14 protein-coding genes are annotated in these 12,442 nt (G+C 72.0%); 6 read left to right on the top strand and 8 right to left on the bottom strand.

Annotation, left to right across the window (positions count from 1 at the left end; all coding sequences use genetic code 11):
• Positions 1 to 3 precede the first annotated feature (3 nt).
• Both dnaJ and hrcA read right to left on the bottom strand, forming a co-directional pair.
• Positions 4 to 1,191, bottom strand: coding sequence for a molecular chaperone DnaJ (dnaJ, locus tag ACYU7L_RS23075; protein ID WP_460801551.1), 1,188 nt, complete (start codon positions 1,189 to 1,191; stop codon positions 4 to 6).
• Positions 1,192 to 1,260: 69 nt separating this feature from the next.
• A complete protein-coding gene (gene hrcA, locus ACYU7L_RS23070) occupies positions 1,261 to 2,283 on the bottom strand; it encodes a heat-inducible transcriptional repressor HrcA (protein WP_460801548.1) in 1,023 nt (340 codons plus the stop codon).
• A 142-nt stretch (positions 2,284 to 2,425) separates the two neighbouring features.
• Here hrcA and ACYU7L_RS23065 point away from each other — a divergent pair, with 142 nt between their 5' ends.
• Both ACYU7L_RS23065 and ACYU7L_RS23060 read left to right on the top strand, forming a co-directional pair.
• Entirely contained in the window at positions 2,426 to 3,121 is a 696-nt protein-coding gene (locus ACYU7L_RS23065; protein ID WP_460801546.1) for a DUF2470 domain-containing protein, read from the top strand.
• Between the two features lie 117 nt (positions 3,122 to 3,238).
• Positions 3,239 to 4,090 carry an MBL fold metallo-hydrolase gene (locus ACYU7L_RS23060; RefSeq protein ID WP_460801543.1) on the top strand — a complete coding sequence of 284 codons (852 nt, stop codon included), beginning with the start codon at positions 3,239 to 3,241 and terminating at the stop codon, positions 4,088 to 4,090.
• Positions 4,091 to 4,119: 29 nt separating this feature from the next.
• On the opposite strand, the gene ACYU7L_RS23055 is transcribed toward ACYU7L_RS23060, so the two are convergent.
• Positions 4,120 to 4,731, bottom strand: coding sequence for a GrpB family protein (locus tag ACYU7L_RS23055; protein WP_460801539.1), 612 nt, complete (start codon positions 4,729 to 4,731; stop codon positions 4,120 to 4,122).
• Between the two features lie 98 nt (positions 4,732 to 4,829).
• Here ACYU7L_RS23055 and ACYU7L_RS23050 point away from each other — a divergent pair, with 98 nt between their 5' ends.
• Complete coding sequence (locus tag ACYU7L_RS23050) at positions 4,830 to 5,681, top strand: DUF3097 domain-containing protein (protein WP_460801536.1); 852 nt, start codon at positions 4,830 to 4,832, stop codon at positions 5,679 to 5,681.
• Between the two features lie 36 nt (positions 5,682 to 5,717).
• Here ACYU7L_RS23050 and ACYU7L_RS23045 read toward each other — a convergent pair whose 3' ends face one another.
• The 3 genes from ACYU7L_RS23045 to ACYU7L_RS23035 form a co-directional block, all read right to left on the bottom strand.
• The gene (locus ACYU7L_RS23045; protein ID WP_460801533.1) at positions 5,718 to 6,173 is read right to left on the bottom strand and encodes a TM2 domain-containing protein; all 456 of its coding nucleotides are present in this window, start codon (positions 6,171 to 6,173) and stop codon (positions 5,718 to 5,720) included.
• A 75-nt stretch (positions 6,174 to 6,248) separates the two neighbouring features.
• Complete coding sequence (gene hemW / locus ACYU7L_RS23040) at positions 6,249 to 7,475, bottom strand: radical SAM family heme chaperone HemW (RefSeq protein ID WP_460801531.1); 1,227 nt, start codon at positions 7,473 to 7,475, stop codon at positions 6,249 to 6,251.
• Between the two features lie 62 nt (positions 7,476 to 7,537).
• Positions 7,538 to 9,358, bottom strand: a complete 1,821-nt coding sequence (locus ACYU7L_RS23035; protein ID WP_460801528.1) for an AMP-dependent synthetase/ligase — start codon at positions 9,356 to 9,358, stop codon at positions 7,538 to 7,540.
• Between the two features lie 187 nt (positions 9,359 to 9,545).
• On the opposite strand from ACYU7L_RS23035, the gene ACYU7L_RS23030 reads away from it, so the two are divergent.
• Positions 9,546 to 10,088, top strand: coding sequence for a CG0192-related protein (locus ACYU7L_RS23030; RefSeq protein ID WP_460801524.1), 543 nt, complete (start codon positions 9,546 to 9,548; stop codon positions 10,086 to 10,088).
• A 2-nt stretch (positions 10,089 to 10,090) separates the two neighbouring features.
• On the opposite strand, the gene ACYU7L_RS23025 is transcribed toward ACYU7L_RS23030, so the two are convergent.
• Entirely contained in the window at positions 10,091 to 10,741 is a 651-nt protein-coding gene (locus ACYU7L_RS23025) for an MOSC domain-containing protein (RefSeq protein ID WP_460801520.1), read from the bottom strand.
• Between the two features lie 126 nt (positions 10,742 to 10,867).
• Here ACYU7L_RS23025 and ACYU7L_RS23020 point away from each other — a divergent pair, with 126 nt between their 5' ends.
• A complete protein-coding gene (locus tag ACYU7L_RS23020; RefSeq protein WP_460801516.1) occupies positions 10,868 to 11,326 on the top strand; it encodes a hypothetical protein in 459 nt (152 codons plus the stop codon).
• On the top strand, positions 11,323 to 11,643 hold the full coding sequence (locus ACYU7L_RS23015) for a transcriptional regulator (RefSeq protein WP_460801513.1): 321 nt from the start codon (positions 11,323 to 11,325) through the stop codon (positions 11,641 to 11,643). Before ACYU7L_RS23020 ends, ACYU7L_RS23015 begins: the two co-directional genes overlap by 4 nt.
• Here the strand turns inward: ACYU7L_RS23015 and ACYU7L_RS23010 are convergent.
• Positions 11,615 to 12,439, bottom strand: a complete 825-nt coding sequence (locus tag ACYU7L_RS23010; RefSeq protein WP_460801511.1) for an aminoglycoside phosphotransferase family protein — start codon at positions 12,437 to 12,439, stop codon at positions 11,615 to 11,617. The two genes, ACYU7L_RS23015 and ACYU7L_RS23010, sit on opposite strands and share 29 nt — an antisense overlap.
• Positions 12,440 to 12,442: the final 3 nt, after the last annotated feature.

Here is a 12,442-nt window from a genome sequence, read left to right as displayed (position 1 = left end):
CGCTCAGCGGCCCTGGAAGGCGCTGCGCAGCCGGTCCTTGAACGTGCGGGGGCCCGGTCCGACGTTGCCGGTCGGCGCCTCCTCGCCGCGCAGGGCGGCCATCTCGAAGAGCAGCTCCTTCTGGCGGTCGTCCAGACGCGTGGGCGTCTCGACGACGACCGTCACGATCAGGTCGCCGCGTCCGACGCCACGCAGACCGGGGACGCCGCGCCCACGCAGCACCTGCTCGGTGCCCGACTGGGTGCCCGGCCGGATCTCGAGCTCGAACTCGGTCTCGAGGTCGGTCTTCTTCTCCTCGTCCGCGGCGACCACGTCGGCCTCCAGGGTCGGCAGGGTCAGCGTCGTGCCGAGCGCGGCCGCCGTCATCGGGAGCGACACCGTGCAGTGCAGGTCGCTGCCCTCACGGACGAACACCTCGTGCGGCGCGACATGGATCTCGACGTACAGATCGCCGGGCGGGCCACCACCGGGGCCCACCTCACCCTGGTCGGGCAGCTGGACGCGCGTGCCGGTGTCGACGCCCGCCGGGATCTTCACCGTCAGGTTGCGGCGCGAGCGGACCCGGCCGTCGCCCGAGCAGTCACGACACGGCTCGGGGATGATCGACCCGAAGCCGCGGCAGGCCGGGCACGGGCGCAGGGTGCGGATCTCGCCGAGGAACGACCGCTGGACCTGGGCGACCTCGCCGGCCCCGTGGCAGGTCTCGCACGACACCGGCTCGCTGCCGGGAGCGGCGCCGTCACCGTGACAGGTCGTGCAGACGACCGCGGTGTCGACCTTGAGCTCGTGGGTGACGCCGAACGCCGCCTCCGCGAGGTCGATCTCGAGCCTGATCAGGGCGTCCTGGCCTCGTCGCACGCGCGGGCGCGGCCCACGACCGCCACCCTGGCCGCCGGGAGCGTTGCCCCCGAAGAACGCGTCCATGATGTCGGTGAACGAGAAGCCCTGGCCCTGGCCGAAGCCTGCGGCGCCCCCGCCGAAGGGGTCGCCCCCGCGGTCGTAGGCGGCCTTCTTCTGCGGGTCGGAGAGCACCTCGTAGGCGCGCGAGACCTCTTTGAAGCGCTCCTGCGTCTCGGGGTCGGGGTTGACGTCCGGGTGGAGCTGCCGGGCAAGGCGCCGGTAGGCCTTCTTGATGGCGTCGGGCCCCGCGTCGCGGTCGACGCCGAGGAGCTCGTAGAGGTCCTGGCTCAAGGTGGTGTTCCTGTTCTTTCCTGCTGCTGGAGGCTGATGGTCTGAGACTCGGGGGACGGCTGGCTGCGGTCAGGCCTCGTCGAGGATCCGGGAGACGTAGCGGGCCACGGCGCGCACCGAGGCCATCGTGCCGGGGTAGTCCATGCGGGTGGGGCCGACGATGCCCAGGGTGGCCAGCGCCTGCTCACCGGGCCCATAGCCGGTGGCCACGACGCTGGTGCTGGCGAGCTCCTGGTAGGGCCCCTCGTGGCCGATCCGGACCGTGACTGTCCCGCCGCTGCTGGCCTCGCCGAGCAGCTTGAGCAGCACGACGTGCTCCTCGAGGACCTCGAGCATGGGCCGGATGGCGGAGTCGAAGCCCTCGCCGAAGCGGGCCAGGTTGGCCGCGCCGCCCACGGCGACGCGCTCGTCCGAGCGGTGGTCGGACATCGCCTCGACCAAGGTGGCGACGACCTGGGCCGTCACCGCCGCGTCGTCAGGGGGGACATCGTCCGCGAGCGCCTGGAGCGCAGCGGTGGCCTGTGAGATCTGCTCGCCGGTGGCGGCCCGGTTGACCCGGGTGCGCAGGTCGGCGATCTGCTCGTCGCCCAAGGATGCGCCCAGCTCGACCAGGCGCTGCTCCACGCGTCCGGTGCTGAGGATCAGGACCACGAGGAGGCGCGAGGGTGTCATGGCGACCAGCTCGACGTGCCGGACGGTGCTGCGCGAGAGCGTGGGGTACTGCACGACGGCGACCTGGCGCGTCAACTGGGCGAGCAGCCGGACGCTGCGCTGGACGACGTCGTCGAGGTCGACGGCGCCGTCGAGGAACGTCGAGATCGCGCGGCGCTCGGCGGCACTCATCGGCTTGACGGTCGTCAGGCGGTCGACGAAGAGGCGGTAGCCCTTGTCGGTCGGCACCCGGCCGGCGCTGGTGTGGGGCTGGGTGATGAACCCCTCCTCCTCCAGTGCAGCCATGTCGTTGCGCACCGTCGCAGGCGAGACACCGAGGCTGTGCCGCTCCACCAGGGCCTTGGACCCCACCGGCTCCTCGGTCGACACGTAGTCCTCGACGATGGCACGCAGGACGGCGAGTCGGCGGTCCTCGACCATTCACGCCTCCCTTCACCCTCGACGCCAGACGCTGCTCACTGGCACTCATCAGCACTGAGTGCCAAGACTACTAGCCGGTGAGACATCCCTGGCCTTCCGGGACGAGTGAGGTTAGGCTCCCCTAAGTCGATGAGGAGATGCGATGACCGCCACCCAGCAGCCCTACGATCCCCACGTGCTCGCCGGACAGGCCCGCGCGGTGCTGTCGTGCCCGAGCACCGCGACCCTCGAGGTCGAGGGCCTGCGCCACCTCGACGACATCGTCGACCTCACGGTGCGCGACACCGCGGGCGTGCCGGCGTTCTCCTGTCCCGTTGACAGCGCCCTGGCATTGGCCGCTGCATGCGGACGGGAGGCGCGCCTCACCCTCGGGGCCGACACCGCCAGCTCCCTGTCGTCGGTCACCCTGACGGGCACCCTGCGACTGCGGGCGACCGGTCGTCCCCGCCACCAGGACACGCCCCCGACGGCGCACGTCGTGGAGCTGGTGCCCGCGTCGGTGGCAGCCGCCGCCGGGCACGCGAGCCGCGCCGTACCGCTCGCGCACTTCCGCAGCTCCGACCACGACCTCAACGACGGCTACCTGCGCCGGGTGGTGGAGCACACCAATGACAGCCACCCGGCCGAGCTGCGCCACAGCGTGGCCACCGCACGCGGCCTGCGCCCGGGCAGCGTCGCGGGCGCGGCGATCGCGGACCTCACCCGCGACGGCGTGGAGGTGCACTGGATCGACCTCGACGGCGCCCACACCCACCGGCTGTGGTTCCCCCGCCCCGCTCGCTCCCGCGCCGAGCTCGGCGCGCTCCTCAGCCGAGAGCTCCACTCCGGCCTCACCTGACCCCGCACCCCCCATGTAACGCGGGGTTATCCGATCTACCGCAGCGTCGTGACGCTTGGGCAGTCCGGATAACCCCGCGTTACAGGTGGTGGTGGGGGGCGGGCCTAGGGTGGCCCGATGAGGTTCACCGAGGTGGCCGACCGGGTCTGGGTCGCGCGCTACGCATGGTTCGACGTCAATGTCACCGCGATCGGCGGAGAGCACGGGCTGCTGGTGGTCGACACGCATGCCTCGACGGCCGCGGCAGGCGAGGTCGTTGCGGATCTGCGGGCCCTCGGGGCCGGGGACGTGGTGGCCATCGTCAACACCCACGAGCACTTCGACCACACCTTCGGCAACGCGGCCCTGCGCGCGGCGTACGGCGCGGTGCCGATCCACGCCCACGAGGACGCGGCGGCCGCCACGGTCTCGGCCGGGGAGCGGATCAAGCAGGCTTACCGCGACGATCCGGCCGATCCACGCCGCGAGGAGGTCCTGGCGACCGAGATCGTCGCCGCCGACCACACCTTCTCCTCCGTCTGGCCCGTCGACCTCGGCGGCGGCCGGGTGGTCGAGCTGGTCCACCCCGGCAAGGGGCACACCTCCGGCGACGTGGTGGTGCGAGTGCCCGACGCCGACGTGATGCTCACCGGCGACCTGGTCGAGGAGTCCGGGGTCCCCGGCTTCGGTCAGGACTGCCACCCGATGGAGTGGCCGCTGGCCCTCGACCTGGTGCTCAACCTGACCGGCCCGTCGACCGTCGTGGTCCCCGGCCACGGCGCTCCCGTCGGCAAGGACTTCATGGAGGAGCAGCGCTCCGCGCTCGGCGTCGTGGCGGAGACGATCCGCGACCTCTCCACCCGTGGTGTGCCGGTCGACGACGCGCTGGCGGCCGCCGAGTGGCCCTACCCGCGCGAGGACCTGGTCCACGCCGTCCGACGCGGCTACGAGCACCTGCCCCGGGCGCAGCGCAACCTGCCGCTCGTCTGAGCCGGCCCGCAGCGCACGAGGCCCACGCGTCAGGGCGCGAGCAGCCCCGACGCGACGAACGCGCGCCGGTAGATCTCGCGGACCACCCGCTCCTTGCGGGCGTTGTACTGCATCATGTGCTCCGCCGCAGCGCTGGCGGCGGCCGACGCCTCCCGCTTGGCCCGGGCATAGACCTCCCGCTCGTCGGCGTTGCCGCGCAGCCAGTCCCGGAAGAGCCGGTGCCGGACCAGCTCGGGGCTGTCCGGCCCGAACACGTGCAGCAGGCAGGCGGGAGACTCGGCGCGCAGGGCGCGATGTCCGAACCACCATGGCTCGCGCACCCGCAGCTCGAAGCCGGCTGCCTCGAGGGCCGGCACGTAGGCCGGCTCGTCGTCGGTGTCGGCCACGGTGAGGTCGATGTCGATGATCGGCTTGGCCGCCAGCCCCGGGACCGACGTCGAGCCGACGTGCGCCAGGTCGAGGACCCGCCAGCCGAGCGCGCCCCGGATGCGCGCCGCCAGCTCGTCGTACCGCTCCGGCCAGGCGGGGTCCGGATCGACGACCGCGACGCCGGTCTCCGGTCGCGCACCGTCCACCCAGGGCGACTCGCCGGGCGGCGGAGGCTGGTCGTCGAACGTGACGATCTCGGTGCGGCTCGGCATGCCCGGAACGCTACGGCTCCCGACCGGACAGCAGTGGGGTGGGTCTCATCGGCGTGGCCTCACCGGCTCCGACGGGTGAGCGACCTAGCGTTGCCCCGGTGAGCTCCCACGACCGCTACGGCACCGACGTCCTCAACACCGACTGGCGCGCCCCCAAGCGCGGGCGCGCCGTCGAGACCGAGGCCCAGCTGGGTCTGGTCGTCGAGGAGGTGACCACCGACTGGTGCGGTGAGGTCGTCGCGGTCGACCGCGACATCCGGACGCTGACGCTCGAGGACCGGCGCGGCAAGCGGCGCACGTTCCCCCTCGGCCCCGGCTTCCTGCTGGAGGGCAAGCCGGTCATCCTGACGCCGCCGACCCGCCTCAAGGCCCCGGCCAAGGCCACCCGGACGGCGTCGGGGTCCGTCGCCGTCCACGACGCGCCGGCCCGCGTCGCCCGCCAGAGCCGGATCTTCGTCGAGGGGCGCCACGACGCCGAGCTGGTCGAGAAGGTCTGGGGCGACGACCTGCGCATCGAGGGCGTGGTGGTCGAGTTCCTCGGCGGCGTCGACGACCTCGCCGACCACCTGCGCGACTTCCGCCCCGGCCCGGACCGCAAGGTCGGCGTGCTGGTGGATCACCTGGTGAAGGGATCCAAGGAGAGCCGGATCGCCCAGGGCATCGCCCGCTCCCCCGTCGGTCAGCACGTGCTGATCGTCGGCCACCCGTTCATCGACGTGTGGCAGGCGGTCAAGCCCGACCGCCTCGGCCTGCAGCAGTGGCCGACGATCCCGCGCAGCATCGAGTGGAAGAAGGGCATCTGCCAGCACCTGGGCTGGCCGCACCGCGACCAGGCCGACATCGCGCGCGCCTGGAAGCACGTGCTGTCGAAGGTCAACTCGTTCGCCGACCTCGAGCCCGCCCTGCTCGGGCGGGTCGAGGAGCTGATCGACTTCGTGACGGCGCCCTGATCGGTCCGCAGCCGGCGCGACTCGAGGCGCGATGCCTCAGCTGCGCAGCGGGCGCCCGCTCTGGTCCACCGGATCGCCGACGAGCATCATGATGCCGTCGATGAAGGGCCAGATCGCGCCGACACCGCAGGTGAAGATCGTGACCAGCAGCTGGAAGACGCCCGTGCGGCTGTCGCCGATGTAGAAGCGGCCGATCCCGAGCGGGATCAGGATCTGCAGCAGGCCCGCGACCAGCTTGGACTTGTCGGAGTAGGGCATGCCCGTGACGGGGTGCACGCCGTACGGCGCGGGGCCGCCGGCCATCGGGGCGCCGTAGGGCTGCTGACCGTACTGCGGGGTGCCGTAGGGCTGCTGACCGTACTGAGGCGCGCCGGGCGCGGCTCCGTAGGGCTGCTGATCGGCACCGTGCGAGGACGGTCCCTGTCCCTGGTCGGACGGCTGCCCGTTGGGATCCTCGGGGTTGGGCTTGCTGAAGTCGGGGCCTGTGCTCATGTCATCGACCCTAGTCCTGATCCGGCTCCGCGGCTGGGCAATGCGGGCGATCTCGGGGTGTTGCCAGGGACCTCCTCAGGGGAGCAGGTCGCGGACCACGGCGTCGGCCAGCAGCCGGCCCTGCAGCGTGAGGACCAGGCGGTCGGCGACGACCTCCACGAGGCCGCGCTCGACGAGGTCGGGGACCGCGGCGCGTCCCCCGTCGTCGAGCACCTCGAGCGGCAGTCCGCTGCGCAGCCTGATCTCGAGCAGCACCCGCTCGACACGGCGGTCCTCGGGCCCGAGGACCTCGCGGGCCTGGGCCGGACTCAGGTCGTCGCCGAGCCGCGCCGCATAGGCCGCGGGGTGGCGGACGTTCCACCAGCGCACACCCCCGACGTGGGAGTGAGCCCCCGGCCCGGCACCCCACCAGTCGGCGCCCTTCCAGTACAGGACGTTGTGGCGGCACTGGCTGCGCTCGCGACGCGCCCAGTTCGACACCTCGTACCACTCCAGACCGTCGGCTCCGAGCACCTCGTCGGCGAGGAGGTACTTGTCGGCGAGGTCGTCGTCGTCAGGCATCGGCACGTCCCCGCGGCGCACCTGACGCGCCAGCGCCGTGCCGTCCTCCACGATCAGCGCGTAGGCCGACACGTGATCGGGCGCGCAGGCCAGCGCCGCGTCCAGCGAGGTACGCCAATCCGCCAGGGACTCCCCCGGCGTGCCGTAGATCAGGTCGAGGCTGACCTCGTCGAAGCCGGCGGCGCGCGCCGCCTCGACCACCCCGGGGACGCGCAGCGGGTCGTGCGTGCGATCGAGCGTCGCCAGGACGTGCGGCACGGCCGACTGCATCCCGAAGGAGAGCCGGGTGAAGCCCGCCTCCCGGAGCGCGGCCAGGCTCTCGGGGGTGACGCTGTCGGGGTTGGCCTCGGTGGTGATCTCGGCGCCGGCGACGATGCCGAACTCGTCGCGGATCGCCTGCAGCACGCGTCCGAGGTCGGCCGGCTCGATCAGCGTGGGGGTGCCGCCGCCGAGGAAGACCGTCTCCACGGGCACGTCGCGCTCGCCCAGCACGCGGCGTGCGCGTCGTACCTCCGCGACCACGCCGTCGGCGTACGACGCGCGCGAGGCGCCGGGGGCCGAGGAGACCGGCCCGAGCTCGGAGACCGTGTAGGTGTTGAAGTCGCAGTAGCCGCACCGCACGCGGCAGAACGGGACGTGCACGTAGAAGCCGAAGGGCCGGGCGCCCACCCCCTCCAGCGCGGACTCCGGCAGGGAGCCGTCCGTGGGGGCGGGCTCGCCGGGAGGAGGAGTGGAGGGCATCCCCCCATCCTCCCACCGGCGACCCGGCCCAGCCTTATCAGCCCAGCCTGATCAGCCAGCGATCAGGAGGCGTACAGGCTGTCGATGACGGCCTTGTTGTTCTGCTCCACGACCTTGCGCTTGACCTTCATCGAGGGGGTCAGCTCGCCGGACTCGATGCTGAGGTCGTTGTCGAGGACCACGTGCTTCTTGATGGTCTCCCACCGGTTGAGCCGGGCGTTGAGCTGCTCGACGTAGCCGTCGACCATCTTCTGCACGGCGTCGGACCGGACGATCTCGGTGTAGGAGGCGCCCTCCATGCCGTTGCGCGCACCCCAGTCGGCCATCGCGTCGGGGTCGAGCGTGACGAGCGCGACGCAGTAGTTGCGGTCGTTGCCGTGCACCAGGAACTGGCTGGCGAAGGGGCAGATCGCCTTGAACTGCGACTCGATCGAGGACGGGGCGATGTACTTGCCGCCCGAGGTCTTGAACAGGTCCTTCTTGCGATCGGTGATCTTGAGGAAGCCGTCGGCGTCGAGCTCGCCGATGTCGCCGGTGTGCAGCCAGCCGTCGACGAGCGTCCCCTCCGTCTGCTCGGGCAGGTTGTGGTAGCCCTCCATGACGTGCGGGCCGCGGATCAGCACCTCGCCGTCGGCCGCGATCTTCACCTCGGAGCCGGGGAACGGCTTGCCGACCGAGCCGAACTTGTAGTCCTCCGGGTGGTTCACGAAGGCGCCGGCTGAGGTCTCGGTGAGGCCGTAGCCCTCGAGCACCAGGATGCCCGCGGCGTGGAACCACTCGGCGACCTCCTGGTTGAGGGCCGCGGCGCCGGAGATGAAGAAGCGGACGCGTCCGCCGAAGCGGTCGCGGACCTTGGAGAAGACCAGCTTGTCGAAGAGGCCGTGCTGCAGCTTGAGGCCCAGCGGGATCGACTTGCCGTCGCGCTTGCGGCGGTCGACCTCGAGGCCGACCTTGAAGGCCTGGTTGAACAGCTTCTCCTTCGCGCCGCCCTCGTTGGCCTGCATCGTGATGATCTTGCCGTGCGCCTTCTCGAAGATGCGGGGCGCGGCACCCATGAACGTCGGCTTCACGACGGCCAGGTTGTCGATGATCCGGTCGATGCGGCCGTCGATGGCGGTGGCGAAGCCGCAGGCCATCTGCGTGGAGAGCAGCACCTTGCCGAAGCTGTGCGCCATCGGCAGCCACAGGAACTGCAGGTCGTCCTCGTGCAGGGTGTCCTGCGCCTTGATGGCCTCGCCCTCGTAGACCCACGAGGAGTGACGCAGCCGCACGCCCTTGGGGCGCCCGGTCGTGCCCGAGGTGTAGATCAGCGTCGCGAGCTGGTCGGGCCGGATCGACTCGGCCATCGTCCGGATCACGCCCGGGTGCTCGGCGAGGTAGGTCTGCCCCAGCTTGGCGAGCTCGTCGAGGGAGATCACCCAGTCGCCGTCGGTGGTGCCGTCGAAGGTGACGATCTTCGAGACGTGCGGCAGCTCGGCGCGGTGCGAGCGCAGCTTGGCGATCTGCTCGTCGTCCTCGGCGAACACGACGCGGCTCTCGGAGTCGCTGAGGATGTACGCCGTGTCGTCGGCGTTGGTGGTCGGGTAGACCGTGGTCGTGGCGGCACCGGCACACATGATCGCCAGGTCGGCGAGGATCCAGTGGAACCGGGTGTTCGAGGCGATGCCCGCGCGCTGCTCGGGCTCGATGCCCAGCGCCATCAGGCCGGCGGCCAGCTCGCTGACCTGCTCGCCCACCTCGCGCCACGTGACCGAGGCCCACTCCTCGCCCCGGGGGAAGCGATAGGCCTCGCGCGCCGAGCTGCTCTCGACCCGGTCGAGGAACTGCACGGCGACGTTGCGCGGCATCGTGTCCATGAAGGACGCGTCATTCGTGATCGGCATGGGGCTCCCTGTCTCCTCCCGTGGGCGCTCACCAGGGTGTGAGCCGGCCCACAGACTGCTATGTGCGTAACCTAGATCACTCGAGCCGCGAACGGGAGGCGATCGGCCGCTTGTCTCAAGCTTTCTACTCGTGAGTAGTGCTGCTTCGCGCCGAGATCCCGCCTGGGGCGTGTCCTAGGGTCGCTCCATGGCGATCCTCCACCGCGCGACCCTGACCCCCTCGAAGCCCGAGCTGCTCACCAGCTGGCTGGACCGGCAACCCTGGGGCGGCACCGGCGAGATCACGGTGGTCGGGACCTACCGGCTCGACGACCCGGCGGGCGAGGTGGGCGTCGAGGCGTTCATCGTGCGTCGCGGCGCGAGTCTGGTCCACGTCGCCCTGACCTATCGCGGCGCTCCGCTCGTGGGTGCGGAGGCCCACCTGGTCGGCACCATGGAGCACTCGGTCCTGGGCAGGCGCTGGGTCTATGACGCCGCCGCCGACCCGGTGGCGCTGGCGTGCTTCGAGGGCGCCCTCACCGCTCAGCAGGAGCAGGCGCGGCTCGAGGTGTACGACGGTGACGAGCTGGTCGAGAGGCGCGAGCTCGACGTGCGCCTGGAGCGCCGCGGCGACACCGCGTCGCCGACCGAGGGCCTGCGCATCGCCACCGTCCTGGGCGAGCTGTCCGACGGTCGCGACCAGCTGGTGGCGATCTGGGCCGACGGCGAGGCGGTCGTGGCCACGCGCTGAGCTCAGCCGGCCGCCTTCTCCACCTTGGCCAGCACCGACGGCGCCAGGTCGTCGACGGCCAGCAGGTCGGGCAGCAGCGCCCGCTCGGTGGTCAGCGCCCGGAACATCATCGCGACGGTGATCGCGTGGTCGGGCCGGTGCTCGACGGTGATCTCATCACCGGCCTCGACGACACCCTCCTCGAGCACCCGCAGGTAGGGGCCTGGCCGCCCCTCCTGGGTGAACCGCTTCACCCACCCGGTCGCGTCGAGCCCGGACACGTCGATCCAGCCCGCGAAGACCTTGCAGGGCGTGCGCACCTTGGCCACCTCGAGCAGCGCGGTGCCGACCCTCCAGCGCTCGCCGACGAGCGCCTCGTTGACGTCGATGCCGGACGTGGTGAGGTTCTCCCCGAACATCCCGTCGGGCAGCTCGCGTCCCAGCTCACGGCCCCACCGGTCGAGGTCCTCGCGAGCGAAGACATAGACGGCGTTCTCCGCGAAGCCGTGGTACTTCGTGTCGCTGACCGTGTCACCGACGAGGCCGCGCCAGCCGATGCGGACCGGGCCGGGAGCCGGTCGCTTGCGGATCGAGGTACGCCCGACGCGCCCGGTCCACGAGCCCCCTTCGGGCTGACCGATGTTGACCGAGATGACCTGTCCGGAGCTCTGCACCCGCACATGGTCCCCCGCAGCGACGCTCGCCGCCACCTGGTTCAGACACCGCGACTGGTGCAGACCGGCCGGCCCGACTCCCGGCATCGCTTGCCACTCTGGAAAGCGATGCGATAGTTTTCCACCATGGAAAGTGAGCAGGACATCGCCGCCCAGCTGCGCGACGTCGAGCGCGCGGCTGCCGCGCCGTACGTCGTCTATCCGCCGACCCCGCGCTGGTATCCGCCCGCGGCCGGCACGTGGGCGGCCGCGCTCGTCGGCGTGATCGCGTGGGGGCGCGACTCCGCGTGGTTCGCCGTCGGCATGGTCACGCTGCTCGTCGCCGAGCTGGCCTTCCTGCGGTGGTACTCCCGCCGGCACGGCGCCCTGCCCTCGCTGCGCCAGCCGCCCCCCGAGTTCCGCTCCGCGTTCCGGCGCTACGCCGTCGGCGTGGCGGTGGTCCTGGCGCTCGTGGCGCTCGCCTGGACTCTCCTCGGCCCCTGGGCGGCCGTCGCCACGACGTGGGTCGCCGTCACCGTCGGCCTCGCCGCCTACGAGCGCCTCTACGCGCAGGCGGCCCGCCGGGTCCGCGAGCGCCTCGGATGATCGGCGACCTCGACCCGGTCATCCACGCGCCCAAGCGGCTCGCGGCGATGGCGATGCTGGCCAGCGCCACCTCGGTGAGCTTCCCGTTCCTGCGCGAGCAGCTCGGGATCAGCGACTCCGACCTGTCCAAGCAGATGGCGGCGCTGGAGAAGGCCGGCTACCTCAAGATCAGCAAGACGGGCCGCGGACGCGGGGCCACCACGACGTACCGGATCACCCGCTCGGGCCACAGCGCCTATCAGCGTCATGCCGCCGCCCTGCGCGAGATCCTCGCCGAGAGTGCGGCCCTCAGCCCTGAACCGCCTTCGCCAGCGTGATCCATCGGGTGAGGTCGGGGTCCGACCCGGCGCCCAGGTCGCGTACGGCGTTGACCACGGCCCGCACGACCACCCAGTCGCGAGCGCGGTCCTCGTCGAGCTCGGCGGCGTCGACGACCGCGTGGAAGCGGCGGCGCACGGCGTCGCGGACGTCACTGCTCGCCCGCACCTCGTCCCACCGGTGCCAGAGCAGCGGGCCGGGCTCGACGTGGGGATCCCCGCTCAGCGGTCGGGGCGCGATCACGACCCAGGGCTCCCGATCGGCCGCGAGCACCTTCGCGTAGTGCAGGTCCCCGTGCACGGTCACCCCGTCGGTGTCCGGGTCGCGGGAGAAGGACGCCGCGAGCGAGGCGGCCTGCTCGACGAGCCGGCGTGGCAGCGGCGTGGAGCGTGGCAGCGCCGCGAGCTCCGTCGACCAACGACCGGCGAGCTCGGCCAGGGACCTCAGCTGCGGGACCGCCGGGACGTGCAGGGTGCGGTAGAGACCGGCCACGATCTCGCAGGCCTCGACGTCCCAGTGCTCGGCGAGGTCCTCGGCGTGCACCCGCTCGAGCAGCAGCGCCCGGCGGCGCGGGTCGGCGCGCAGCAGCCGGACCGCACCGCGACCGTGCCAGTGCTGCAGCGCGAGCGACTCGTGCTCGGTCTCGTCGACCTGCACCGCGATCTTGAGCACGGCCGGCGCCCCACCGCTCGTGCGCACCGGCACCACCTGGGCCCGGTGCCCGAGGACGGGGGCGCCGTCGGGGCGCAGCCCCCACTCCTCGATCAGCTCGAGCGGCGAGGCGGACGAGGGCACGAC

The organism is Nocardioides pacificus, from assembly GCF_054775955.1.
The sequence above is the reverse complement of the archived record's forward strand: the minus strand, read 5'-3'. Positions and strand labels throughout refer to the sequence as shown.